General features: G+C 73.7%; 22 protein-coding genes. 8 read left to right on the top strand and 14 right to left on the bottom strand.

The window, feature by feature from the left end:
* Window positions 1–43: 43 nt before the first annotated feature.
* Window positions 44–1,102, top strand: coding sequence for an alpha/beta hydrolase (locus ACPYN7_RS16345; protein ID WP_424348344.1), 1,059 nt, complete (start codon window positions 44–46; stop codon window positions 1,100–1,102).
* Here ACPYN7_RS16345 and ACPYN7_RS16340 read toward each other — a convergent pair.
* The 8 genes from ACPYN7_RS16340 to ACPYN7_RS16305 form a co-directional block, all read right to left on the bottom strand.
* Complete coding sequence (locus ACPYN7_RS16340) at window positions 1,054–1,848, bottom strand: isoprenyl transferase (RefSeq protein WP_058873608.1); 795 nt, start codon at window positions 1,846–1,848, stop codon at window positions 1,054–1,056. The genes ACPYN7_RS16345 and ACPYN7_RS16340 overlap by 49 nt on opposite strands.
* Window positions 1,849–1,850: 2 nt before the next feature.
* A complete protein-coding gene (recO, locus tag ACPYN7_RS16335) occupies window positions 1,851–2,603 on the bottom strand; it encodes a DNA repair protein RecO (protein ID WP_424348343.1) in 753 nt (250 codons plus the stop codon).
* A gap of 115 nt (window positions 2,604–2,718) precedes the next feature.
* Window positions 2,719–4,464 carry a 2-isopropylmalate synthase gene (leuA, locus tag ACPYN7_RS16330; protein WP_058873606.1) on the bottom strand — a complete coding sequence of 582 codons (1,746 nt, stop codon included), beginning with the start codon at window positions 4,462–4,464 and terminating at the stop codon, window positions 2,719–2,721.
* Window positions 4,465–4,639: 175 nt separating this feature from the next.
* On the bottom strand, window positions 4,640–6,109 hold the full coding sequence (locus ACPYN7_RS16325; RefSeq protein WP_424348342.1) for an LCP family protein: 1,470 nt from the start codon (window positions 6,107–6,109) through the stop codon (window positions 4,640–4,642).
* Between the two features lie 139 nt (window positions 6,110–6,248).
* Entirely contained in the window at window positions 6,249–7,319 is a 1,071-nt protein-coding gene (locus tag ACPYN7_RS16320) for a GTPase Era (protein ID WP_058873604.1), read from the bottom strand.
* Window positions 7,312–8,640 (bottom strand): hemolysin family protein, encoded by a 1,329-nt coding sequence (locus ACPYN7_RS16315; protein ID WP_424348356.1) that lies wholly within the window; start codon window positions 8,638–8,640, stop codon window positions 7,312–7,314. The genes ACPYN7_RS16320 and ACPYN7_RS16315 overlap by 8 nt, the downstream gene beginning before the upstream one ends.
* A 9-nt stretch (window positions 8,641–8,649) precedes the next feature.
* Complete coding sequence (gene ybeY / locus ACPYN7_RS16310; protein WP_058873602.1) at window positions 8,650–9,156, bottom strand: rRNA maturation RNase YbeY; 507 nt, start codon at window positions 9,154–9,156, stop codon at window positions 8,650–8,652.
* Window positions 9,156–10,232 carry a PhoH family protein gene (locus tag ACPYN7_RS16305; protein ID WP_058873601.1) on the bottom strand — a complete coding sequence of 359 codons (1,077 nt, stop codon included), beginning with the start codon at window positions 10,230–10,232 and terminating at the stop codon, window positions 9,156–9,158. The genes ybeY and ACPYN7_RS16305 overlap by 1 nt, the downstream gene beginning before the upstream one ends.
* A 306-nt stretch (window positions 10,233–10,538) precedes the next feature.
* Here ACPYN7_RS16305 and ACPYN7_RS16300 point away from each other — a divergent pair, with 306 nt between their 5' ends.
* Window positions 10,539–11,465 carry a GerMN domain-containing protein gene (locus ACPYN7_RS16300; RefSeq protein WP_058873600.1) on the top strand — a complete coding sequence of 309 codons (927 nt, stop codon included), beginning with the start codon at window positions 10,539–10,541 and terminating at the stop codon, window positions 11,463–11,465.
* Window positions 11,466–11,481: 16 nt separating this feature from the next.
* Here the strand turns inward: ACPYN7_RS16300 and ACPYN7_RS16295 are convergent, their stop codons facing one another.
* From ACPYN7_RS16295 to hrcA, 3 genes are all read right to left on the bottom strand, one after another.
* The gene (locus tag ACPYN7_RS16295; RefSeq protein ID WP_424348341.1) at window positions 11,482–12,261 is read right to left on the bottom strand and encodes a 16S rRNA (uracil(1498)-N(3))-methyltransferase; all 780 of its coding nucleotides are present in this window, start codon (window positions 12,259–12,261) and stop codon (window positions 11,482–11,484) included.
* Window positions 12,258–13,409 carry a molecular chaperone DnaJ gene (gene dnaJ / locus ACPYN7_RS16290; protein WP_424348340.1) on the bottom strand — a complete coding sequence of 384 codons (1,152 nt, stop codon included), beginning with the start codon at window positions 13,407–13,409 and terminating at the stop codon, window positions 12,258–12,260. Before dnaJ ends, ACPYN7_RS16295 begins: the two co-directional genes overlap by 4 nt.
* A gap of 71 nt (window positions 13,410–13,480) precedes the next feature.
* Window positions 13,481–14,488: a heat-inducible transcriptional repressor HrcA gene (hrcA, locus tag ACPYN7_RS16285; RefSeq protein ID WP_424348339.1), complete on the bottom strand. Its 1,008-nt coding sequence runs from the start codon at window positions 14,486–14,488 to the stop codon at window positions 13,481–13,483.
* 175 nt (window positions 14,489–14,663) lie between these two features.
* On the opposite strand from hrcA, the gene ACPYN7_RS16280 reads away from it, so the two are divergent.
* Window positions 14,664–15,527, top strand: a complete 864-nt coding sequence (locus ACPYN7_RS16280) for a DUF3097 domain-containing protein (RefSeq protein ID WP_424348338.1) — start codon at window positions 14,664–14,666, stop codon at window positions 15,525–15,527.
* Between the two features lie 178 nt (window positions 15,528–15,705).
* Window positions 15,706–16,170 carry a DUF4870 domain-containing protein gene (locus tag ACPYN7_RS16275; RefSeq protein WP_058873595.1) on the top strand — a complete coding sequence of 155 codons (465 nt, stop codon included), beginning with the start codon at window positions 15,706–15,708 and terminating at the stop codon, window positions 16,168–16,170.
* Window positions 16,171–16,242: 72 nt separating this feature from the next.
* Here ACPYN7_RS16275 and hemW read toward each other — a convergent pair whose 3' ends face one another.
* Both hemW and lepA read right to left on the bottom strand, forming a co-directional pair.
* Complete coding sequence (gene hemW / locus ACPYN7_RS16270; RefSeq protein WP_058873594.1) at window positions 16,243–17,487, bottom strand: radical SAM family heme chaperone HemW; 1,245 nt, start codon at window positions 17,485–17,487, stop codon at window positions 16,243–16,245.
* Entirely contained in the window at window positions 17,487–19,343 is a 1,857-nt protein-coding gene (lepA, locus tag ACPYN7_RS16265; RefSeq protein ID WP_058873593.1) for a translation elongation factor 4, read from the bottom strand. Before lepA ends, hemW begins: the two co-directional genes overlap by 1 nt.
* A gap of 168 nt (window positions 19,344–19,511) precedes the next feature.
* On the opposite strand from lepA, the gene ACPYN7_RS16260 reads away from it, so the two are divergent.
* Both ACPYN7_RS16260 and rpsT read left to right on the top strand, forming a co-directional pair.
* Window positions 19,512–20,081 (top strand): type II toxin-antitoxin system PemK/MazF family toxin, encoded by a 570-nt coding sequence (locus tag ACPYN7_RS16260; RefSeq protein WP_424348337.1) that lies wholly within the window; start codon window positions 19,512–19,514, stop codon window positions 20,079–20,081.
* Window positions 20,082–20,284: 203 nt separating this feature from the next.
* Complete coding sequence (rpsT, locus tag ACPYN7_RS16255) at window positions 20,285–20,545, top strand: 30S ribosomal protein S20 (protein WP_058873591.1); 261 nt, start codon at window positions 20,285–20,287, stop codon at window positions 20,543–20,545.
* 97 nt (window positions 20,546–20,642) lie between these two features.
* Here rpsT and holA read toward each other — a convergent pair whose 3' ends face one another.
* Complete coding sequence (gene holA / locus ACPYN7_RS16250) at window positions 20,643–21,644, bottom strand: DNA polymerase III subunit delta (protein ID WP_424348336.1); 1,002 nt, start codon at window positions 21,642–21,644, stop codon at window positions 20,643–20,645.
* Between the two features lie 214 nt (window positions 21,645–21,858).
* On the opposite strand from holA, the gene ACPYN7_RS16245 reads away from it, so the two are divergent.
* Complete coding sequence (locus ACPYN7_RS16245; RefSeq protein WP_424348335.1) at window positions 21,859–22,146, top strand: hypothetical protein; 288 nt, start codon at window positions 21,859–21,861, stop codon at window positions 22,144–22,146.
* A 106-nt stretch (window positions 22,147–22,252) separates the two neighbouring features.
* The coding region (locus ACPYN7_RS16240) for a cation-translocating P-type ATPase (RefSeq protein WP_424348334.1) at window positions 22,253–25,132 on the top strand (2,880 nt) is incomplete at its 3' end.

The following is a 25,132-nucleotide window of genomic DNA, read 5'->3' as shown; positions in this document are numbered from 1 at the left end:
TCCCGGGCCGCCGTCCCGACGACCGCCCACGCGAGGAGAGGGCATGGCTGCTCCCCCGGACCCGTGGGTCCCCGACGTGCTGGGGCCGGGCTTCCGCGCCCGGACCGTGGACCTGGACCCCGGCTCCGCCCCGCACGCCACCGCCACGGTGGTCCGCTACCGGCCCGGTGACGTCCCGCTCGCGCCGGACCGCCTGCGCGGGGCGGTGCTGTACCTGCACGGCTGGTCCGACTACTTCTTCAACGCCGAGCTGGCCCGCACGTGCGCGGCCGCGGGGTACGCGTTCTACGCCCTGGACCTGCACGGCTACGGGCGCAACCTCACCGACGAGGTGCTCGCCGAGGAGGACGGCTGCCCGGGGCACACCACGGACCTCGCGGACTACGACGACGACATCGCCGCCGCCCTCGAGGTGATGGCCGGAGACGGGGTTCCCGGCCCGGACGGCCGTCTGGTGCTCATGGGCCACTCCACCGGTGGCCTCACCGCGGCGATGTGGGCCTCCCGGCACCCCGACCGCCTGGACGGCCTGGCCCTCAACGCCCCCTGGATCGGCAGCCACGGCGCCGACGCCGTCGGCGCCGCCCTGCGCCCCCTGGTGGCCAGGCTCGCCGAGCAGCGCCCGGACCGCCCGGTGCGGGCCCGGCTGCGCAGCCACTACTACCGGGTGATCAGCGAGCAGGCCGAGGGCGAGTGGCCCATCGATCCGCGCTGGCGCCCCGAGACGAGCTTCGACATCACCCCGGGCTGGCTCAACGCTGTCCTTCAGGCTCAGGGGGAGGTTGCGAAGGGGTTGAACCTTCATCTTCCAGTGCTGGTGCAGACCTCTGCCCGCTCGTGCATCCGGCCCTGGTGGAGCGAGCGGATGCGCTCGGCCGACACCGTGCTGGACGTCCGGCAGATCCGCCGGCATGCGCCCGACCTGGGCACCGACGTGACGGTGCGCTCCTACGAGGGCGCCGTCCACGACGTCCACCTCTCCCGCGAGGCGGTGCGGAGGGCCGCGCAGCGCGACCTCTCGTCCTGGCTGCGCGGCCTGCGGCGCCGCCGGCCTCAGGCGGAGGCGCCCGGTCCGGCCACGCGGTCGACCGCTCCGCCGTAGCGCCGGTCGCGCCGCGCGTAGACCTCGACCGCCTCCCACAGGGTGCGGCGGTCCACGTCGGGCCAGAGGACGTCCTGGAAGACGAGCTCGGCGTAGGCGGACTGCCACAGGAGGAAGTTCGAAATGCGCTGCTCCCCGGAGGAGCGCAGGAAGAGGTCGACGTCCGGCAGGTCGGGCTCGTCCAGATAGCGCTGGACCGTCTTCTCGTCGATGCTGCGCGGGTTCAGGGTGCCCGCCCGGGCGTCGGCGGCCATGGCCGCCGCGGCGTCGGCGATCTCGGCGCGGCCGCCGTAGTTCACGCACATGGTGAGGGTCACGACGTCGTTGTCGCGGGTCGCCCGCTCCGCCTCCTCCAGGCGGTTGATGACCGAGCGCCACAGACGCGGCTTGCGCCCGGCCCACCGGATCCGGATGCCCCACTCCTGGAAGGTGGGCAGCTGGCGCTCCATGACGTCGGCCGTGTAGTTCATCAGGAACGTGACCTCGTCCAGGGAGCGCTTCCAGTTCTCGGTGGAGAAGGCGTAGGCGCTCACGTACGGGATGCCCATCTCGATGGCCCCGGCCATGACCTCGATGAGGGCGGCCTCCCCCGCCTTGTGGCCCTCGTTGCGCGGCAGGCCGCGCTGGTTCGCCCAGCGCCCGTTCCCGTCCATGACCACGGCCACGTGCCGGGGCACGAACTGCCGCGGGATCGGCGGGGCGCTGGCGCCGCTGGGATGGGCGGGCGGGGCGGCAAAGCCGGGCATGGTCAGCTCCGTTCCACGAGGTTCAGGGACCGGACGGCCCTCTCCAGGTGCCACTGTACGTAGCCGGCGACGATGCCGGCCGCGGCCCGGGCCGTGCGGGGCTCCACGGCGTCGATCCGCTCCCACTCACCGGTGAGCAGGGCGGAGAGGTGCTCGACGGTGTCGGGGTCGGGCGCGGCGGCCCCCGGCGGGCGGCAGGCGGGGCACACCGCGCCGCCGAGCTGGGCGGAGAACGCCTCGTGCGGTCCGGGGGCGCCGCACCGGGCGCAGTCGGTGAAGCTCGGGGCCCACCCGGCCGTGGACACGGCCCGCAGCAGGTAGGAGTCCAGGATGGACCCCGGGTCGTGCAGCCCGCGGGCCAGGGCGGACAGGGCGCCGACGAGCAGCCGGTACTGCTGGGCCGCGGACTCGTCGTCGTTCTCCGTGAACTTCTCGGCGGCCTCGGTCATGGCCGCGGCCGCGGTGTACTTGGCGTAGTCCGCGGCGATGGTCGACCCGTAGCCGCGCTTGCCCAGGGCCTGGGAGACGATGTCGAGGTTGCGGCCGGTGACGAGCTGCAGCTCGGCGACGTTGAACGGCTCGAGCCGGGAGCCGAAGCGGGACGTGGTGCGCCGCACGCCCTTGGCGACGGCCCGGACCTGCCCGTGGTCCCGGGTCAGGAGCACCACGATCCGGTCGGCCTCGCCGAGCTTGTAGGTGCGCAGCACGACGGCGTCGTCCCGGTAGCTGCGTGATGCGAACGTCGTCCTGGCCACCCGATCATTGTCCCACGGCGGGCGGACGGCGCAGGCGGGCGTGCCGGGGCCGGCACGACGACGGCGGGCGCGCCCCGGTCCGGGACGGCCCGCCGCGCCGTGCCGGACGGGACGCTCAGGCCTGGGCGTCCCGCACGGCCCGGTTCACCGCCGAGACGACGGCCTTGAGGGAGGCCCGGGTGGTGTTCGCGTCGATGCCGACGCCCCACAGCACCCGGTCCCCGACGGCCGCCTCGACGTAGCTGGCGGCCTGGGCGTCGCCGCCGGCCGACAGGGCGTGCTCGCTGTAGTCGAGCACGCGCACGTCCACGCCCTCGGACGCGAAGATCGCCAGCAGCGCCTCGATGGGCCCGTTGCCCTGCGCCGTCCGGTGGTGCTGCACGCCGTCGACGTCCAGGCCGATCTCGAGGGTGCTCTCCCCGTCCTCCTCGGAGGTCGTGGTGATGTTGGTGATCCGGTACCGGCCCCAGCGAGCGGCGTCCCCGTCCTGGGCGGTGGGCAGGTACTCGTCCGAGAACACCTTCCACAGCTCCGCGCCGGAGACCTCCCCGCCGGAGGTGTCGGTGTGCTCCTGCACCACGCGGGAGAACTCGATCTGCGCCCGGCGCGGCAGGTCCAGGCCGTGCTCGTTGGCGAGCAGGTAGGCCACCCCGCCCTTGCCGGACTGCGAGTTCACGCGGATGACCGCCTCGTAGGTGCGGCCCAGGTCCTTGGGGTCGATGGGCAGGTACGGCACGGCCCACACCAGCTCGTCGACGCCCCGCCCCTGCTCCTGCGCGTCCCGGGTCATCCGGTCGAAGCCCTTCTTGATGGCGTCCTGGTGGGAGCCGGAGAAGGCCGTGAACACGAGGTCCCCGCCGTAGGGGGCCCGCTCGGGGACGGGCAGCTGGTTGCAGTACTCCACGGTCCGGCGGATCTCGTCGATGTCGGAGAAGTCGATCTGCGGGTCCACGCCCTGGGTCAGCAGGTTCAGGCCCAGGGTCACGAGGTCCACGTTGCCGGTCCGCTCGCCGTTGCCGAACAGGCAGCCCTCGATCCGGTCCGCGCCGGCGAGGTAGCCCAGCTCGGCGGCGGCCACCCCGGTGCCGCGGTCGTTGTGCGGGTGCAGGGAGACCACGGTGGCGTCACGGTTGTAGAGGTTGCGGCACATCCACTCGATGGAGTCCGCGTAGACGTTGGGGGTGGCCATCTCGACGGTCGCGGGCAGGTTCAGGATCATCTCCCGGTCCCCGCCGATCTCGAAGGTCTCGGCCACGGCGTTGGAGATCCGCGCGGCGAACTCGAGCTCCGTGCCGGTGTAGGACTCCGGGGAGTACTCGTAGGTCACGGACGTGTTCTTCAGCTGCTCCTCGTGCTTCATGCACAGCCGCGCCCCGGTGAGGGCGATGTCCACGATCCCGTCCATGTCCTGCTCGAAGACCACGCGCCGCTGCAGCGTGGAGGTCGCGTTGTAGAGGTGGACGATCGCCTTGTCGGCGCCGTCGATGGCCTCGTAGGTGCGTTCGATGAGGTGCTCGCGGGACTGCGTCAGGACCTGGATCGTGACGTCGTCGGGGATCCGGTCCTCCTCGACGAGCCGGCGCACGAAGTCGAAGTCGGTCTGGGAGGCGGAGGGGAACCCCACCTCGATCTCCTTGTAGCCCATCCGCACGAGCAGCTCGAACATCTTGAGCTTGCGGTCGGAGTTCATGGGGTCGATGAGCGCCTGGTTGCCGTCGCGCAGGTCCACGGCGCACCAGCGGGGCGCCTCGGTGATGACCCGGTCCGGCCAGGTGCGGTCGGCGAGGTCGAACGGGAACTGCTGCTGGTACGGCACGTACTTGTGGATCGGCATGCCGGAGGGCTGCTGGTGGTTGCGCATGGGGTGGGCCTGTTCTGCTCGAGACGTCTGCGGGTGGCCGGGCATCAGGAACTCCGCAACGGGAGGCCGGCCATGCTGTCGACGGGTCAGGCCCCGTTGCGGCACGTAAGGAGGAGCGTCCCAGTCCGCATGTGTTCAACCTATCACGGTGCGCCCGGCGTGCCGGGTCGCGCGCTCACCAGTCCCCGGCCGCCTCCTGGCAGGTGTGCTGCTCGGCGGTCTGTCCGTTGAACTCCCCGGGCAGCCCGGGCCCCAGGGCGAGCCGGTCCCCCTCGCGGAAGTCCTGGCCCACCGAGACGAACACCCCCGTGACGTCGGTCGTGGGCACGATCTGCGAGGAGGGCACGCCCAGCACCTCGGCGACCTCGACGGCCGCCTCGTACCAGCCCGCGCCGAAGAACACCTGCGTGCCCGGCAGCTCGGTGGCCTGCGGGCCGGACTCGACGGCGGTGTACCCCTCGTCCTCGAGCACGTCGGCGATCTCGGCGTCCCGGCCGTCGACGCCCGAGACGTTGGCGACCGTGAGCGGGACCGTGGCGGGGTCGACCGTGGGGGCCGGGGTGGCGGCGTCGGGCGACGGGGTCGCGGAGGAGGTGGGGGCGTCGGTGGGTCCTGCGGACGGCGACGTGAGCGAGCGGTCCTCACGCAGGGCCTCGAAGAGGTGCTCGGCCGGCTCCTCGTCGAGCTGCAGCCGGTTGGGGTCCGCCTCGTAGGGCTCCGTGGGCACGGTGACGAAGACCATGGCGCCGAGGTCGATCCCCCGGACGGCCGTGGCGAGGCCCACCACGGTCGGGACGGAGCCCAGCCCCTCGTCGACGTGCAGGTTGCGGGTGGCGACGTCGGCGATCTCGTAGAGCCTGGGGAGGTCCCGCAGCGTGCCCTCGTCCTTGATCTTGCGGGCCAGGGAGGCGAGGAAGGACTGCTGGGACCGGATCCGGCTCGTGTCCCCGCCGTCGCCGAAGGCGGCACGGCTGCGCAGGAACGCCAGGGCCTGCTCGCCCTCCACGGAGGACACCCCGGCGGGCAGCTCCAGACCCGATTTCGGGTCGTCGACGGCTTCGTTGACGCACACCTCGACCCCGCCCACGGTCGAGGAGAGCTCCTTCACGGCGTTGAAGTCGGCGAGCATGAAGTGGTCGATCTTGAGCCCGGTCATCTCGTTGACGGTGGCAACCGTGCACCCGGGCCCGCCGTTGGCGATCGCGGAGTTCAGCATCGCGTCCTCCTCGGCCGGGTGGACCTCGCCGGTCTCGGGATCCGTGCAGCGCGGGATGTCGGCCACCAGGTCGCGGGGCAGGGAGACCACGGTGACACCGCTGCGGTCCTCGTTCACGTGCACCAGCATCATGACGTCGGTCAGGCCGGACCCGGAGCTGTCGTCCTCGTCGCCGTAGCGCTCGTTGCCCTCGCCGTCACGGGTGTCCGTGCCCATCACGAGGATGTCCAGCGGGCCGGCCTCGGGCCCGGTCCCGTCGCCGAGGTCGAGCGGGGAGGTGTCCAGGTTGGACTGCAGCCGCCAGGTGGCGGCCACGCCGGCTCCGAGGACCGCGAGCAGCACGGCGACCAGCGCGACGGCGGCCCAGCGCTTCCGGGACCATCGGCGGGCGCGCGGACGCGCGGGGACGTCGGGGGGCGATGAGGACACGGTGTTCTTCTCCTGGGGGCCCCGGGCACGAGACCCGGGGTCGGGGGACGGCGCCCGGCCGGGGCGCCGGGTGTCATGGTAGTCGCCCGTCCCGTGGCCGGGGGCGGGCGACGCGGCGGGGCCGGGACGCGGCCGTGGTTCAGAAGCCCAGTCGGGAGAGCTGCTTGGGGTCGCGCTGCCACTCCTTGGCGACCTTCACGTGCAGGTCGAGGTAGACCTTCGTGCCCAGCAGGGCCTCGATGGCGGTGCGGGAGCGGGTGCCGATCTCGCGCAGCCGCGCGCCGCCCTTGCCGATGATGATGGCCTTCTGCGAGGACCGCTCGACGTAGACGTTGACGCGCACGTCGAGCAGCGGGCGGTCCGCGGGGCGGTCCTCGCGGGGCACCATCTCCTCGACCACGACCGCGAGCGAGTGCGGCAGCTCGTCCCGCACCCCCTCCAGCGCGGCCTCCCGGACGAGCTCGGCGACCATCGTCATCTCGGGCTCGTCGGTCAGCTCGCCGTCGGGGTACAGGGCCGGGGACTCCGGCATCCTGCCGATGAGCAGCTCCGCGAGGGCCTCGACCTGGAACCCGTCCACGGCGGAGACGGGGATGACGTCGGCCCAGCCCGGGTCGTCGGCGTCCGGGCGGGGCGCGTGCGCGGCTCCGGCGCGGTGGCGGGGCTTGCGGGCGGCCCGTTCGGCCCGCTCCGCGCGGACCCGGTGCTCGGCCTCCATGACGGTGCGGCCCAACTCGGTGACCGCCAGCAGCTGCTCCGTGAGCTCGGCGCGGGAGACGGTGTCCGTCTTGGTCACGATCGCCACCACCGGCTTGTTCCCGGAGGCCGCGAGCTGCTGGGCGATGAACCGGTCCCCGGGGCCGATCTTCTCGTCGGCGGGCACGCAGAAGCCGATGACGTCGACCTCGGCGAGGGTGTCGGCCACGAGGTCGTTGAGCCGCTCGCCGAGCAGCGTCCGCGGCCGGTGCAGGCCCGGGGTGTCCACGAGCACGAGCTGGCCCTCGGGCCGGTGCACGATGCCCCGGATGGTGTGCCGCGTGGTCTGCGGCCGGCTCGAGGTGATCGCGACCTTCTGCCCGACCAGGGCGTTGGTGAGCGTGGACTTCCCGGCGTTGGGGCGGCCGACCAGCACGGCGAACCCGGCGCGGAACGGGGTGTGCTCCCCGGCTGCGGGCTCACCGGCGGGAACGGCGGGTGTGGGCTCAGACATGGTGGTGGGACTCCTCCTCGGACTCCTGGGCGGTGGGCTCCACGGCCGTGGACCCCGGAGGGACCCAGTCGGGGTCCCGGCGGACCTCGAGCTGGCCCACCCGGTTGCGCCGGCCCTCCAGGGTGACGGCCTCGAGGACGATGCCCTCGACGGTGGCGCGGGAGCCCACGATGGGCACCCGGCCGATGGACTTGGCGAGCAGGCCGCCGGCCGTGTCGACCTCGTCGTCCTCGAGGTCGACGCCGAACAGGTCGCCCAAGTCCTCGACGCCGAGCCGGGCGGAGACGCGGTAGCGTCCGCCGCCGAGCTCGGCGACCTCGGGCTTCTCCCGGTCGTACTCGTCGACGATCTCCCCGAGCAGCTCCTCGATGAGGTCCTCCAGGGTCACGAGCCCGGCCGTGCCGCCGTACTCGTCGACCACGACGGCCACGTGGATGGACTCGAGCTGCATCTCGCGCAGCAGCTCGTTGACCTTCTTCGACTCGGGCACGTAGCGCACCTCCCGGGCGAGCTCGGAGAGCCCCCCGAGACGCAGGCCGGTGCCGAAACGGTGGACCCGCTCCGCGAGGTCCTTCTGGTACAGGATGCCGAGGACGTCGTCGGCGCTCTCGCCGATCACCGGGATGCGGGAGTAGCCGGAGCGGAAGAACAGGTTCAGGGCGTTGTCCACGGTGTCGTCGTCGTCGACGGAGACCATGTCGGTGCGGGGCACCATGACCGCCCGGACGTTGGTGTCGTCGAGGTCGAAGACCGAGTGCAGCAGCTCCGCCTCGTTGTCCTCGATGAGGGCCTGGCCCGTGGAGCGGTCGACGAACTCGAGCAGCTCCTCCTCGGTCAGGTAGCCGGGGGCGGTGCGCTCCGGGTCCCGGGCGACCGACGAGCCCAGGCGCACGAGCATCCCGGGGACCGGGCCGAGCACCGTGCGCAGCACGCGCACGAGACCCGCGGTGGCCCGCACGGTGCCCGCGGCGTTGCTCCGGCCGACCTGGCGGGGCGAGACGCCGGTGAGCACGAAGCCGACGGCCGCCATGACCACGGTGGCCAGCAGCCCGGCCAGCCAGACGTCGTCGAGACCGTCGAACATCGCGAGGGCGACCGCCACGGCGGAGGCCGTCTCGAACCACACGCTCCAGAAGCGCAGGGCCTGCAGGTGCGCGGTCGGCGTGGCCAGGATCCTGGCGGCCGAGGACTCGGGGGCGTCCCGGGTGATGGCCTCGGCGTCCGCGCGGGGCAGGTAGGTGAGGCCGGTCTCGGCGGCCGTGAGGACGAAGGCCGTGCCCAGGAACACGATCGCCGCGACGACCAGGACGGCAGTGGTCATCATGGGGCGCTACTCCATGGTCTCGACGGGCGCGGGCCGGCCGAGGAAGTCCGTGAGCAGGTCCCGCTGGAGGGCGAACATGACCCGCCGCTCCTCCGGCTCGGCGTGGTCGTGCCCCAGCAGGTGCAGGATGCCGTGGGTGGTGAGCAGGCACAGCTCGTCCGCGACGGAGTGCCCGGCGGCCTCGGCCTGCCGGAGGGCCACCGGGGGGCACAGCACGATGTCGCCCAGCGTTCCCACGGCGGGCTCCTCCGGGGTGCCCGGTCGTAGCTCGTCCATGGGGAAGGACAGGACGTCGGTGGGGCCGGGCAGGTCCATCCACTCGACGTGCAGGCGCGCCATCTCGTCCTCGTCGACGACCGCGATGGACAGCTCCGCGTCGGGGTGCACGTGCAGCCGCTCCAGGACGTGGTCCGCGAGCCGGCCCAGCAGCTCGACGTCGACCGCGGACCAGGCCGGGCGGTCCGCCGCCGGGACGTCCTGCGGGTCGGCCCGGAGGTCGAACTCGACGGCCATCAGGCCTCCTCCCCGTCCCCGGCCGGGGCGGCGTCGCGAGCGGCACGGGTCTCGTCCTTGCGGCGGCGCCGCTCGTTGCGGTGCCGGTTGGTCGTGTCGAAGGCGTCGTAGGCGCTGACGATCCGGCTCACCAGCTCGTGGCGCACCACGTCCTCCGCGGTCATCTCCGTGAACGCGACGTCCTCGACGCCGCCCAGCACGTGCTGGACCTGGCGCAGCCCGGAGGACGTGCTCCCCGGCAGGTCCACCTGGGTGACGTCCCCGGTGACGACCATCTTGGAGCCGAAGCCGAGCCGGGTGAGGAACATCTTCATCTGCTCCGGCGTGGTGTTCTGCGCCTCGTCGAGGATGATGAAGGCGTCGTTGAGGGTGCGGCCGCGCATGTACGCCAGCGGGGCCACCTCGATGGTGCCCGCCTCCATGAGCCGCGGGATCGAGTCCGGGTCCATCATGTCGTGCAGCGCGTCGTAGAGCGGGCGCAGGTACGGGTCGATCTTCTCGCTGAGCGTGCCGGGCAGGAAGCCGAGCCGCTCCCCCGCCTCCACCGCCGGGCGGGTGAGGATGATCCGGGACACCTCCTTGGCCTGCAGGGCCTGGACCGCCTTGGCCATGGCCAGGTAGGTCTTGCCCGTACCGGCCGGGCCGATGCCGAAGACCACGGTGTGCTCGTCGATGGCGTCGACGTAGGCCTTCTGGTGCAGCGTCTTGGGGCGGATCTTGCGCCCGCGGCTCGAGAGGATGTTCTGGGTGAGGGCGCCGCTGGGCCGGGCGGTGAGGTCCCGGCCGATCAGCGCGAGCAGCTGGGTGATGACCTGGGGGGTGATCGAGGTCTCGCGCCCGGCCAGCACCTTCAGCTCGTCGAACAGGGTGGCGACGATCTGCACGGCCCCGCCCGGGCCCTCGATGCCGAGCTCGAGTCCGCGGGGGCTGGTCTCGAGGCCCGGGAACGCGGTCTCCACCTGGCGCAGGGTGTCGTCCCCGGAGCCGAGACAGCGGACCATCGTCTCGCGGTCGGGGAAGGTGATGACGGTGCGGGCCGTCAGTGGGTGCGTGGTGCCGGGCAGCGTCTCAGTCATGGGTTCGGCCGCGCGGGCCGTGCTCTCGCTCTCGATCGGGTTGCCGTGGATGGGTCGGCGGACGGCGCTCGTCCTCCTTCCAGGGTACCGCGCGGCTCCGGCGCCGGAGGCCGCGGGGGCGCACATTCCGATTTGGTATCGGTCACGGCCGCAGGGGCTCCTCGGCTGGGGGCGCCCTCGGCCGCTGTGCTGGAATGGTGCGGTCCTCCGGCAGGGGGACGGGTGCGACCTCCCCCCCCCGGTGCCGGCACCGCCCCCCAGCAGATCCCGCAGAAGATCCCGGAAAGCCGAGGTGCGCGTCCCCCCATGACCACCGCCCGTTCCCGGCGCCCGTCCGCCCGCGCCCGCTTCCCCGTGCTGGCGCTGTCCGCGGCGGGCGTCCTCGTCCTCGGCGCGTGCGCCACCGGTCCGGGCAGCTCCCTCGACGGCGCGGTCCCCGCGTCGGGCACCGTTCCGGCGGCGCCCGCCGCGTCGGGCACCGCCGAGGTCAGGGTGGCCACCACGAAGCTGCCCGTCTACTGGGTGGGCCGCGCGGCCGGCGAGGAGCGGCTGTTCCGGGAGTTCCGGGACGCCTCCGAGGCCGCCGCGGCCGTGGACCCCATCGCCGCGGCGGCCGCGCTGATGACCGGGGCGACCCCGCGGGACCCGGACTACCGGACGCTGTGGTCCCCGGTGGACCGGGTGGGCGCCTCGACGTCCCCCGAGGGGACCATCACGGTGGACATGCCGTCGGAGGCCTTCCGCGCGGACCTGGACGGGAACGAGGCCCGGCTCGCCCTCCAGCAGCTCGCGCACACGGTCACGGCCGCCGCGGGAACGGCGGGCCTGCTGCCCGAGGGCTCCGAGGCCGAGGTGAAGGTGCTCGTGGACGGCCGTCCCGACGAGGAGGTCTTCGGCGCCGTGCGACTCGACGCCCCCCTCCGGCCCGACGAGAGCGCCGAGGCGCCGATCTGGCTCGACGAACCACGGCAGGACGCCCGCGCCGAGGGCTCCCTGACCGTGTCCGGCCGGGCGCTGGACGGTGTCCGGAGCGGCCGCTGGAGCGTGGCCGAGCAGGACGGGCGGCGCGTCTCGAGCGGCGCGGCCGCCGCCGTCCCGCGCGCCGACGGGACCGCCGGGTTCCGGACGGAGGTCGAGCTGGAGCCCGGCGACTACGTCGTGACGGTCGTCGGCCGGAACGCGGAGGGCGACACCGTGCGCGACGACAAGGACGTGGCGGTGCTCCCGGGCTGATCCGGTCCGGCTGGGCTCAGCGGGGCCCGGACGCCCAGCGTCCGAGCGCGGCGCTGAGCACCGCCAGCGCGGCGGGTCCGGCGGTCGAGCTGCGCAGCACCTCGTGGCCGAGCCGCACCGCGTGGGCTCCCGCGCCGGCCAGGGCCTCGAGCTCCGCCGGGGCGATGCCCCCTTCGGGCCCCACCACCAGGACGATCCGCTCCGAGCCCGCCCACGGCACCCCCGGGGCGCCGGTCAGTTCGGCGAGGGACTCGCCGGCCTCCTCGTGCAGGACGAGGCCCCGCGTCCCCGGCTCGCCGAGCAGACGGGCGAGCTCCCGGGTGGTGCACAGCGGCAGCACCTCCGGCCAGGCCGCCCGGCGGGACTGCTTGGCGGCGGCCGCGACGGTGTGGACCCACTTCTCGTGGCTCTTGGCGGCGCGCTCCTTCTTCCACCGCACGATCGAGCGGTCGGCCTGCCACGGCACCACGGCGTCCACGCCCAGCTCGGTGGCCGTCTCCGCGGCCAGCAGGTCCCGGTCGCCCTTCGCGAGGGCCTGGGCGAGGACGAGCCGGGGCGTGCGGACGGGCTCGGTCGTCACCGAGACGACGACGACCTCCATGCTGTCGCGGTCGGCCGAGCGCAGCTCCCCGGTGGCCCGGGTCCCCGCGCCGTCGACGAGCTCGAGGGGCTCGCCGGGCGCGAGGCGGCGCACGGTGACGGCGTGCCGGGCCTCCGGGCCGGTGACCGCGAGCACCGCTCCGGGGCCGAGGCCCGTGAGCCGGCCCGGCTCGACCTTGAAGACCGGCAGGCTCACAGGTCGGAGAACCTGTCCTTGAGCCGGGAGAAGAAGCCGCCGGAGCCGGCCGGGGAGTTCAGGGTCGTGCCGGTCGACTGGTCCTCGCCGCGCAGCCGGGACAGCTGCTCGAGCAGCTCGCGCTGCTCGTCGTCGAGCGCCGTGGGCGTCTCGACCTCGAGGTGGACGAACAGCTCGCCGCGCCCGCCGCCGCGCAGCCGGGTGGCCCCGAGCTCGTGCAGGGTCACGGTGTGGCCGGTCTGCGTGCCGGGGGACACGGGGACCTCGCGCTCGCCGTCGAAGGTCTCGAGGGTCACCGTGGTGCCGAGGGCCGCGGAGGTCATGGGCACCCGGACGCGGGCGTGCAGGTCGTCGCCCTGGCGCTCGAACGTGGGGTCCGGGTCGACCTTGAGCTCGACGTAGAGGTCCCCGTTGGGGCCGCCGGCGGTGCCGGCCTCGCCCTGTCCCGAGAGGCGGATCCGGTTGCCGGTCGAGACGCCGGCGGGGATCTTGACGGTCAGCGGGCGGCGGTCGCGCACGCGGCCCTCGCCGTAGCACTCGTGGCAGGGGTGCTTGATGACGGTGCCGAAGCCCTGGCAGGTGGCGCACGGGGCGGCGGTGACCACGGTGCCCAGGATGGACTGGACCTGGCGCTGGACCTGGCCGGAGCCGTGGCAGACCTCACAGGTCTCGGGCTGGGTGCCCGCCTGGCAGCAGCTGCCGTTGCACGTGGGGCAGACCACGGCGGTGTCCACGGTGATCTTCTTCTCCGTGCCGAAGACCGCGTCCCGGAGGGAGACGCGGACGTTGATCAGCGCGTCCTGGCCCTGGCGGGTGCGGGACGCGGGGCCGCGCCGGCCGGAGCCGGCGCCCCCGGCGCCCTGGAAGAAGGTGTCGAAGATGTCGGCGAAGCCGAAGCCCGAGCCGGGGAAGCCCCCGCCGAAACCGGTGTCGGTGCCGTTCTCGTTGCCGGTCGCGTCGTAGACCCTCCGCTTCTCGGGGTCGGAGAGGACGTCGTTGGCGTGGGAGAGGCGCTTGAAGTCCTCGGCGGCCTCGGGGCCGGGGTTGACGTCGGGGTGCAGCCGGCGGGCCTTCTTGCGGTAGGCCTTCTTGATCTCTTCCTGGCTGGCGTCCCGGGACACGCCCAGGGTCTCGTAGTGATCGCTCACCGTGGTCCGTTCTGTCGAGAGGTCTGTGGTGGGTTTCGCTGGAGGGCCCCGGGAGCGGGGCCCGCGGGGGCTCAGCCCCCGAGGATACGGGAGAGGTAGCGGGCGACGGCGCGCACGGCGGCCATCGTGGACGGGTAGTCCATGCGCATGGGACCGACGACCCCCACCTTCGACTGCGGCCCGTAGCCGGTGGCGACGACGGCGGCCTCGGACAGGGGGCCCTCGGCGTTCTCCGTGCCGATCCGCACGGCGACCCCGCGGGCGTCCTGCTCCATCTCCGAGAGCAGCCGGAGCATCACCACCTGCTCCTCGAGGGCCTCGAGGACCGGGCCGATGCTCAGGTGGAAGTCCCCCGTGGCACGGGCGAGGTTGGCGGTGCCGGCCATGACCATGCGGTGCTCGGCACCGCCCGCCGCGAGGGCGGCCACGGCCTCCCCCACCGCCGCGGCGGCCGGCTGGAGCGGCGGGGCGGTGCCCGCGGCCATCACCGCGAGGGCGTCCGGCACCGCGGTCAGGGAGCGCCCCACCACGGCGGCCAGCACCCGGGCGCGCAGCTCGAGCAGCTGGGACTCCTCGAGGGGCGCCCGCAGCACGGCCACGCGCTGGGCCACCCGGCCGTTGGTCGGGATGAGCACCACGAGCACCCGCCCGGCCCCGAGGTCCACGACCTCGACGTGGCGCACGGTCACGCCGGAGGCGTGCGGGTACTGCACGACCGCGACCTGCTGGGTCAGCTGGGCGAGCAGCCGCACGGTGCGCTCCATGACGTCGTCGATGTCCGCGGCGTCGTCGAGCAGGCGCTGGATGGCCCGCCGCTCCGGCCCGGACAGCGGCTTGACGGCCGCGATCTGGTCCACGAACGTGCGGTAGCCCTTGTCGGTGGGGATCCGGCCGGAGCTCGTGTGGGGGGCCGTGATCAGACCCTCCTCCTCGAGCGCGGCCATGTCGTTGCGCACGGTGGCCGAGGAGACGCCGAGCCGGTGCCGGTCCACGAGCGCCTTGGAGCCCACGGGCTCGCGGAAGTGCACGTAGTCCTCCACGATGGCCTGCAGGATCTGCAGTCGTCTCGGATGGTTCACGCCGCTCCTCCCCGGTCCGTGCTCGTGCTCCGGCCGCCCTGGCACTCGGGTGGCCACAGTGCTAACGCCGTCCAGTGTAGCCCCCGTGTCCGACCACCGGGCCGCCGCCCCCGGTTTGGTACGCTTCCGGCTGATCCGCGCCGGACGCGCGGCACCGCGACCCGGGAGGACGACCATGAGCGACCACGGCTGGGGGCCGCGCAGCCTCGACGACGACGCCCTCGCCCGCCGCCGGCCCGCGTCCGCGGAGGTTCCGGTGGCGCCGGGGCTGCTCCTGGAGGACGTGACGACCGGCTGGGTCGGCGCCGTCGTGTCCCTGGAGACCATCGGCGGCATGCGCGTGATGGGGCTGGAGGACCGCCGGGGCCGGGTCAAGGCGTTCCCGCTGGGACCGGGGTTCCTGCTCGAGGGCGAGCCCGTGGTCGTCGTCGAGCCCCGCCGGACCCCGGCGGCGAGGACGCCCGCCCGCACGCGGTCGGGGTCCGTGGCCGTCGAGGGGCTGCGCGCGAGCACCGCGAAGGCCTCCCGGGTGTGGGTCGAGGGCTACCACGACGCCGAGCTGGTGGCGAAGGTGTGGGGCCACGACCTGGCCGTCGAGGGCATCGTGGTGGAGCCGCTGCACGGCATCGACGACCTGCCCGCCGCCGTGCGGGAGTTCGGGCCCGGCCCCGGGCGGCGGCTCGGGATCCTCGTGGACCACCTCGTGACGGGCTCCAAGGAGTCCCGGATCGCGGCCGAGACCATGCGCCTGCCCGGCGCCCCGGGCAACGTCCTGGTGCTGGGCCACCCGTACGTCGACATCTGGCAGGCGGTCAAGCCGCGCGCGCTCGGCGTCGACGCCTGGCCCGTGGTGCCCCGCGGCACCGACTGGAAGACCGGCGCCGCCGCCGCCCTCGGCTGGCCGCACCGGACCCCCGGGGACCTGGGACGGGCCTGGCAGCACATCCTCGCCCGCGTGGACAGCTACGCCGACCTGGAGCCGTCCCTGCTGGGCCGCGTCGAGGAGCTGATCGACTTCCTCACCGCGCCCGCGGCCTGATCCGAGGCGTGATCCGGCGCGCCCCCGCACCCTCCGGCGGCCGGGACGAGCCGGTCGTGACGTCACAAAGGCACACGTGCGAGGCCGCGATCCGCCGCCGTCCGGACCGGTCGGTAGGATGGTGGAGTCCCACCCACCGGCCGCGGTTCCGCCGCGGTCCCACCGCCGAAGGACTTCCGTGCCCGTGCAGACCGACCCCCGATCGAGCCGCGAGAACGCCGGGGCCCCGTTCGAGGGCCTCTCCCCCGTGGCCCAGCCACTGACCGTCACCGAGGACCACCAGTGGGCGACCCTGGCGCACTTCGGCGGCGTCATCGGCTTCCTCCCCTCGTTCCTGCTCCACCGCGTCTTCCGCGGCCGGGGGCCGTTCACCGAGCAGGAGTCCATGGAGGCCATGAACTTCACCCTGCTGCCGACCCTCGTGGTGGTGGCGGGCATCCTGCTGGCCCCGGTGCCGTTCATCGGCTGGTTCTTCGCGCTCGCCGCCGCCGCCGCGTGGCTGCTGCTGGCCGTCGGGTCCTTGATCGGTGGGGTCCGCGTCAACCAGGGCGAGCCGCACCAGTACCGCTTCAACACCCGGCTCTACGACCGGCTCGTCGAGAAGCTGCGCGAACGGTCCCGGGAGCGCGCCGAGCGCGGCTGACGCCGCTTCTCGCACGCGGGGACGTCCCGCGCCGGGTCCGCCCTCTCCGGCGGCGAAAGGGAGCCGCGCCGCTCAGGCGAGCAGCCGCCGCACCACGGCGTCGCCCAGGAGCCGGCCCCGCAGGGTCAGCACCACCGAGCCGCGCAGCGCCGCCGCGGGCTCCACGAGACCGTCGGCGATCAGCCCGGCGACCGCGCCGCGCCCGCTCCCGGTCAGGGCGGCCGTGGGCAGACCGTCGCGGATCCGGGCCTCCAGCATCACGCGCTCGAGGTGCCGGGTCCCGGCGTCGAGGATCTCGCGCCCGGCCGCGGGCGACTGCCGCGCGCGCACCCGGTTGGTGTAGGGCACGGGGTGCTTGAGGTTCCACCAGCGCGTCCCGCCCACGTGCGAGTGCGCACCGGGGCCGATGCCCCACCAGTCCTGGTTGCGCCAGTACGCGAGGTTGTGCCGGCTGCGGTGGGCCCCGGGGTCCGCGCCGCCGGCGGGGCGGGCCCAGTTGCTCACCTCGTACCACTCGAAGCCGGCGTCCCCGAGGATCCGGTCCGCGAGCTCGTACTTGTCGGCCTGGTCGTCCTCGTCGATGGGCGGGACCTCCCCGCGCCGCATCCGCGCCGCGAGCTTCGTGCCGTCCTCGATGATCAGCGAGTACGCGGAGACGTGGTCCGGCTCATAGCCCACCGCCGTGCGCACCGAGTGCTCCCAGTCGGCCAGGGACTCCCCGGGGGTGCCGTAGATGAGGTCCACGCTGACGCCCAGGCCCGCCTCGCGTGCCCAGCGGACGGCGCGGGGCACGTTCTCCGGGTCGTGCGTGCGGTCCAGGACGGCGAGCACGTGGGGAACGGCCGACTGCATCCCGAAGGACACCCGGGTCACCCCGGCCGCCGCGAGCACCGCGAGGGACTCCGGCGTCACGGAGTCCGGGTTGGCCTCGGTGGTCACCTCCGCGCCCTCGGCGAGCCCGAAGCTCTCCCGGGCCTGCGCCAGGACCGCCGCGAGGTCCTCGGCGGGCAGCAGCGTGGGGGTCCCGCCGCCGAAGAACACGCTGTGCAGCGGGCGGGGGGCGGCCCCGGAGTCCGCCAGCACCCGGCGCGCCCAGCGGACCTCCGCCGCGGCGTCGCCGGCGTAGGCGTCCTGGGACACCCCGGCGCCGAGCTCCACGGCCGTGTAGGTGTTGAAGTCGCAGTACCCGCACCGGACCGCGCAGAACGGCACGTGCACGTAGAGGCTGAGCGTGCGCTCGGCGGAGCCCTCCGCGGCGGAGGCCGGCAGCAGACCGTCGAGCGGGCCGGGCAGGCCCTCCGGCTGTGCGGGGGCCACTACTTCTTCTTGTCCTTCGCCCCGGCCTCGTCGGAGGACAGCGCCGCGACGAACGCCTCCTGGGGGACCTCCACACGGCCCACCATCTTCATCCGCTTCTTGCCCTCCTTCTGCTTCTCGAGCAGCTTGCGCTTGCGCGAGATGTCGCCGCCGTAGCACTTGGAGAGCACGTCCTTGCGGATCGCGCGGATGTTCTCGCGGGCGATCACCCGGGAGCCGATGGCCGCCTGGATGGGGACCTCGAACTGCTGGCGCGGGATGAGCTCGCGCAGCTTGCCGGTCATCATCACCCCGTAGGCGTACGCCTTGTCCCGGTGGGTGATGGCGCTGAAGGCGTCCACCGGCTCGCCCTGCAGGAGGATGTCCACCTTGACGAGGTCGGCGGCCTCCTCGCCCTCGGCCTTCCAGTCCAGGGACGCGTAGCCCTTGGTGCGCGACTTCAGCTGGTCGAAGAAGTCGAAGACGATCTCGGCGAGGGGCAGCCGGTAGCGCAGCTCCACCCGGTCCTCGGAGAGGTAGTCCATGCCCTTGAGCTGGCCGCGCTTGGACTGGCACAGCTCCATGATCGCGCCGATGAACTCGGAGGGCGCCAGCACCGTCGCGGCGACCATGGGCTCGCGGATCTCGGCGATCTTCCCCTCGGGGAACTCGGACGGGTTCGTGACCACGCGCTCGGAGCGGTCCTCGAGGGTGACGTTGTAGCTCACGGAGGGCGCCGTGGAGATCAGGTCGAGGTCGAACTCCCGCTCCAGTCGGTCCCGGGTGATCTCCAGGTGGAGCAGGCCCAGGAACCCGCAGCGGAACCCGAAGCCCAGCGCCGCGGAGTTCTCGGGCTCGTAGACCAGGGCGGCGTCGTTGAGCTGGAGCTTGTCGAGGGCGTCGCGCAGCACCGGGTAGTCGGAGCCGTCGATGGGGAAGAGCCCGGAGAAGACCATCGGCTTGGGGTCCTCGTAGCCGCCCAGGTTCTCGGCCGCCGGCCGCTGGTGGTTGGTCACGGTGTCGCCCACCCGGGACTGGCGGACGTCCTTGACCCCGGTGATGAGATAGCCCACCTCGCCCACGCCGAGCCCCTCGGTGGGCTTCGGCTCGGGCGAGATGACGCCGATCTCCAGCAGCTCGTGCTGGGCGCCGGTGGACATCATCCGGATCCGCTCGCGCGGGGTCAGCTTGCCGTCGACCACGCGGATGTAGGTGACCACGCCGCGGTAGGTGTCGTAGACGGAGTCGAAGATCATGGCCCGCGACGGCGCGTCGGCCCGGCCCTCCGGGGGCGGGACCTCCCGGACGATCCGGTCCAGCAGCGCCTCCACGCCCTCGCCGGTCTTCCCCGAGACCCGCAGCACGTCGTCCGGGTCCACGCCGATGAGGTTGCCCAGCTCCTGGGCGTACTTCTCCGGCTGGGCCGCGGGCAGGTCGATCTTGTTCAGCACCGGGATGATCGTGAGGTCGTTCTCCATGGCCAGGTAGAGGTTGGCCAGGGTCTGCGCCTCGATGCCCTGGGCGGCGTCCACCAGCAGCAGGGCCCCCTCGCACGCGGCCAGGGACCGGGAGACCTCATAGGTGAAGTCCACGTGGCCCGGGGTGTCGATCATGTTCAGGGCGTAGTCCGTGCCCGCCACGTTCCACGGCATCCGCACGGCCTGGGACTTGATGGTGATCCCGCGCTCGCGCTCGATGTCCATCCGGTCCAGGTACTGGGCCTTCATCTCCCGGGGCGTCACCACGCCGGTGGCCTGCAGCATCCGGTCCGCGAGCGTGGACTTCCCGTGGTCGATGTGGGCGATGATGCAGAAGTTGCGGAGGATCGACGGGTCGGTCGAGGCGGGAACCGGGGCATTGACGGCCAGCGGTGACACGGGCGGTCCTTTCTCCGGGAGATCGTCGCTTCCGGCAGGTCCTGGGGCTACCGGCGGGTGGATCGCGCCGGGGATTCAACTGTCCAGTTTCCCACGTTCGGTCATGGAGAGCCATTTCGCCCCGTGGGAGCCCGACGACGCCGGGCGCCCGCTGGCTAGAGTGGGCGCATGAAGCTGAACCTCGGCACCCTGGCCCGGCTCGCCGCCCGCGCTGTGGACGCCTACCGGCGCTCCGGCGGTCGCGGTCCGGAGCGCCGCCGGCCCGGCGGGCGCGCCGCCTCCACCTCGCCGCGGCCCACCGTGCCGTCCCGGGCTGGCGAGGCCCGCACCGAGGGGCTCTCCCGCCCCTACCCCGGGGACTGGACCGGCCCCGTCCGGCCCGTCTACCGCCCGCTGTCCGACGGCGAGGCCGATCCCGGGGAGATCGTGTGGACCTGGGTGCCCTTCGAGGAGGACCACCGCCGCGGCAAGGACCGCCCGGTGCTCGTCGTGGACCGGGCCGGGGACCACCTGCTGTGCCTGATGCTCACCTCCCGGGACCGCAACAACGGGCTGGAGCAGGACCCCGCCTACGTGGACGTGGGGACGGGCCCGTGGGACCCCCGGGGCCGGCCGTCCGAGGTCAAGCTCGACCGCGTGGTCCAGGTGCTGCCCGCGGACGTCCGGCGGGAGGGCGCGGTCCTGCCCGAGCACCTCTTCGACCGGGTGGCCGGACGGCTGCACCGCCTGCGCGGCTGAGCGCGCCGTTCCGCGGAGTGCCGCGTGTCGCCGCCGCCCGGCGGCGGGGCGCCGTCTGCTAGACTTTTCTGCTGTGTGTCCGCGCTGGTCGTCGGGCACTGCAGGGCGGTCGCCACACGGGCGTCCCCACTCCCACTCAGTCACATGACGGTCCTGTTTGCCCTCACTGACCGAATTCCGCACCCATCGCCAAGGAGTTATACGTGGCCAACATCAAGTCCCAGAAGAAGCGCAACCTCACCAACGAGAAGGCGCGTCTGCGCAACAACGCGTACAAGTCCGAGCTGAAGACGCTGGTCCGCCGCGTCGACGAGGCCGTCGGCGCCTCCGACAAGGAGACCGCCCAGGACGCCCTGCGCGTCGTCTCCCGCAAGCTCGACAAGGCCGTCAGCAAGGGCGTCCTGCACAAGAACAACGCGGCCAACAAGAAGTCCGGTCTGGCCAAGCTGGTCGCCAAGATCTGATCCCGGTTCCCCGCGAGCCGCGACCGCCGCGCCGGCGGTCCGCACGGAGGCCCCGTCCCGCTCAGGGACGGGGCCTCCGTCGTGCGCGCTCCGCGGCTCAGCGCCGCCCGGACAGGGCGATCGTCGTGATGGCCCGCTCCACCGCGTAGGCCGGGTCCCGGCCCTCGCCCTTGACCTGCGCGTCGGCCTCGGCCAGCGCCCGCAGCGCCCGCACGAGGTCCTCCTCGGAGAAGCGCCGGGACTCCTCCTGCGCCCGCTCCACCTGCCACGGGGCCGCCCCGATGCGCTGGGCGAGCTGTCCCGCGCCGCCGCGGGTCCCGTGCACCTGGGCGATCGTGCGCAGCTTGGCCGCCAGCGCCCCGACCATCGGAACGGGGTCCACCCCGGTGTCGAGAGCCTGGCGCCACAGCTTGAGGGCGCTCTCGGCGCGTCCGGCGAGGGCGGCGTCCGCGACCTTGAACGCGGTGGCCTCCACGCGCCCGCCGTAGTACTTCTCGACGTCGTCGAAGCTGATGCTCTCGGGCCCGTCGGAGAGCAGCTGGGCGCACGCGGCGGCCAGCTCCGCCGTGCTGCTGCCCACGGCCGCGGCCAGGGCACGGGCGGCGTCCGGGTCGATGCGGCGCCGGTGGGTGCGGAACTCGGTGACGATGAAGTCGGTCTTGTCGCGGTCGTTCTTGAGGGGCTTGCACTCCACGACGGCGGCGCCGGCGGCCTTGAGGGCGTCGAGGAGCTTCTTGCCGCGGTTGCCGCCGCTGTGCTCCCACAGCACGACGACGTCCGGGTCGGGTGCCTGGACGTAGGCGAGGCCGTCGGCGAGGCAGTCGTCGTTCATGGCCGCGAGGTTGCTGACGTGGATGAGCTTGGCGTCGTCGAACAGGGAGGGGCTGGCGAGCGCGGCGAGCTGCCCGGGGGCGTAGGCGGCGGCGTCGACGGTGGAGAGCTCGACGGGTCCGCGCTGTTCCTTGAGGACGGTGCGGACCCGGTCGCGGGCGCGGGCGGCGAGGTAGTCCTCGGGGCCGGTGAGCAGGATGAGCGGGGTGGGCTCGACGTCGCGCCAGGTGGGTCCGGCGGTGGGTGCGGGGCGCCTCGGTGGGGTCATGGCCGCGTCCTCCTGTGTGGCGGCCGGTCCGGGCCGCGTGCTGGGGTGGGGTGGGTCCCAGCTTCCCACGTCCGGGCGACATCCGGTGGCGCGGTGGTCCCGGCGGGGCGGTTCGGGGACTCGCCGGCGTCGGAGGACGGTGGAACCGGCCGCCGGCCTCCTGTACCGTCGGCAACGGCATGCGTGATCCCCGTCACCCCTCGAAGGACGACCCATGACCGTGCTCCCCCGCTTCGCCGTCCCGGCCCTCGTCCTGGGCGTCCTGGGCATGACCGCCTCCCCCGCGGCGGCCGACGGGACCGGCCCCGGTGCGGTGTCCGTCACTGGGTCCGACGCCGTGTCCGTCGCCGAGTCCGACATGGTGTCCGTCGGCGGGTCCGTCGCCGAGGGCGCGCCCGCCGCCGCGTCCGGCGCTCCGGGCTACGCCGTGGCCGGAGCGGGCGTGCTGGCCGTGATCGGCTCCGGCATCGTCGCCCGGCGCCGCGTCGGCGGCCTCCCCTGACACCCCGCACCGGCGGGTCCTCGCGGCCCGGGCCCCGGAGGAGGACGGCTCGGGCGCCCGGTCGCCGGCGCTAGTCTGGGGGCACTGTCGAGCGATCGAGGCCTCCGTGAGTTCTTCCTGGCACACCCGTCCCGCAGCGGCCGTCACGGCACATCTCGACGTCGACCCGGCGCAGGGACTGTCGAACGAGCACGTCGCCGAGCGAGCCCGGCGGCACGGCCCCAACGTGCTGGCCGAGGCCGCCGGGGTGCCGGTCTGGCGCAAGGTCCTGGGCCTCCTCTCGGACCGGATGACCATCGTGCTGCTGGTCGCGGCGCTCGTCTCCGCGCTGGTGTCCCAGGAGTGGAAGACGCCGGTGGTGATCCTGCTCGTGGTCGCCTTCAACACGGTGCTCAACTACGTCCAGCAGGCGCGGGCCGAGTCCTCCCTGGCGGCTCTGCGCACGATGTCCGTGGTCACCGCGCGGGTGCGCCGGGACGGGCACGAGGTGGAGGTGGACCAGGCCGAGCTGGTGCCCGGGGACATCGTGCTGCTGGAGGCCGGGGACCTGGTCCCCGCCGACGCCCGGGTGCTCGAGGCGGCCCAGCTGCAGGTCGCCGAGGCGGCTCTGACCGGAGAGTCCCAGCCGGTGGACAAGAACCCCGCCGTGGTCCCTGATCCGGACGTGCCGCTCGGAGACCGGTCCAACCTGGTCTTCATGGGCACCGAGGTCACCCGCGGGCGCGGCGTCGCCGTGGTCACCGGCACCGGCACGACCACGCAGATGGGATCGATCGCCGGGATGCTCGAGACCGCCGGCGAGGCCCGGACCCCGCTGCAGCGCCGGATCGACCGGCTGGCCCGGCTGCTGACGCTTGTCGCCTTCGTGGTCGTCGGCGTCGTCGTCGTCCTCGGCCTGGTCCGCGGGCAGCCCTGGACGGAGCTCATGCTGACGGCCGTGTCCCTGGCCGTGGCCACCATGCCCGAGGGGCTTCCCGCGGTCGTCGCCTTCACCCTCGCGATGGGCGCCCACCGGCTGGCCCGGCGCGGGGTGATCGTCAAGCAGCTGTCGGCGGTGGAGACCCTCGGCTCCACCACGCACATCGCCACGGACAAGACCGGGACCCTCACCCTCAACGAGATGACGGTGCGGAGGCTGGTCCTGGACGGCTCCGCGTACCGCGTCACCGGTGAGGGCTACTCCACGGAGGGGCGCATCGTCGGTCCCGACGACGTCCGGGCCCGGCCCTCGTCCGAGATCTACCTCGCCATGGCGCTGTGCAACAACGCCACCGTGCGCGACGGGCAGGCGATGGGCGATCCCACGGAGGGCGCGCTGGCCGTGCTGGCCCGCAAGGGCGGCGTGGACGTGGAGGGGGCACGCCAGGAGCACCCGCGCGTGGCGGAGGTGCCCTTCGACTCCGCCTACAAGTTCCACGCCACCTTCCACGAGCGGACCGCCGTCCCCGGGACCACCGCGGCCGCCGGGTACCAGATGTTCGTCAAGGGCGCTCCGGGCGTGCTGCTGGAGCTGGCCGACTCCGTGCTCACCGCCGACGGCCCCCGGCCCCTCACAGCCGAGGACCCCGCCCGCATTCTGGCCGGCGTCGACGAGCTGGCCGGGCAGGGGCTGCGCACCCTGCTGATCGCCGGCGGCCGCCTGGACACCGTCGGACCGGGCGCGGGTCCGCTGCCCGACGACGGGGCGCAGCTGCGGGGCCTCGTGGCGGGCCTGACCCTGTACGGTCTCGTGGGCATCATGGACCCGCCGCGGCCGGAGGCCGCCGACGCCATCGCCGCGGCCCACGGTGCGGGCATCGCCGTGCACATGATCACCGGCGACCACCTCCGCACCGCCTCGGCCATCGCCCGGTCCCTCGGGATCCCGGCACGGGCCGTCTCCGGAGCGGACCTCGACGCGATGGACGACTCCGAGCTGGCCGACCGCGCGTCCGGCTACGGGGTGCTGGCCCGGGTCGCCCCCGAGCACAAGATCCGCTTCGTGAAGGCCCTGCAGCGGAGCGGTCAGGTGGTGGCGATGACCGGCGACGGGGTCAACGACGCCCCGGCCCTGAAGCAGGCCGACATCGGCATCGCCATGGGCGTCACCGGCACCGACGTGGCCAAGGGCGCCGCCCGGATGATCCTCACCGACGACAACTTCGCCACCATCGTGGCCGCTGTCGAGGGCGGACGCGGCATCTACGACAACATCCTCAAGTTCGTGCGCTTCCAGCTCTCCACGACCTGGGGGTTCGTCATGATCTTCCTGATCTGCGGGGTGACCGGGCTCGCCGGCGGGGCGCCGTTCACGGCCCTGCAGATCCTGTGGGTGAACATCATCATGGACGGTCCCCCCGCCCTGGCCCTGGGGGTGGACCCCGCTGATCCCGAGGTGATGCGCCGGCCCCCGCGCCCGCCCGGGGAGGCCCTGCTGAACCGGGGACGGGTGGCGCGCATCCTCCTGGCCGCGACCGTGATGACCGCGGGCACCCTGTCCGTGCTGCTGCTGGTCGACACGTGGTTCCCCGGCATCTCCGCGGCCGCGGCCACGGCCCTGGCGTTCACGACCTTCGTCTTCTTCCAGGTCTTCAACCTGCTCAACGTCCGCTCGGAGACCCGCACCGTGTTCAGCCGGCGCACGTTCACCAACCGGGCCGTCTGGGTGGCCCTCGTCGCGGTCGTGGTCCTGCAGGCCGCGGTGGTGCAGGTCCCGGTGCTGCAGGGCGTGTTCGACACCGCCGCGCTGACCGGCGCCCAGTGGCTCGTGGCCGTGACGATCGGTTCCACGGTCCTGTGGGCCGAGGAGCTGCGCAAGCTCGCCGGGGGGCCCCCGCGCGGGACGCCCGGGCCCCCCCGGGCGCCCCCCCCCCCCGGCCCGCCGCCCCCCCGGCGGCGGGCGGGGGGGGGGGGGCGCCCGTCGTCTCCCCCCGGGGGGCCGCCGCGCACCAGCAGGGCCGGGCCGCCCGGGGGGGGCGCGCCCGCGGCGGCCCCCACCGCGGGCGCG

This window comes from Kocuria sp. CH-021 (assembly GCF_049716185.1).
Lineage (GTDB): Bacteria > Actinomycetota > Actinomycetes > Actinomycetales > Micrococcaceae > Kocuria > Kocuria cellulosilytica.
The sequence above is the reverse complement of the archived record's forward strand: the minus strand, read 5'-3'. Positions and strand labels throughout refer to the sequence as shown.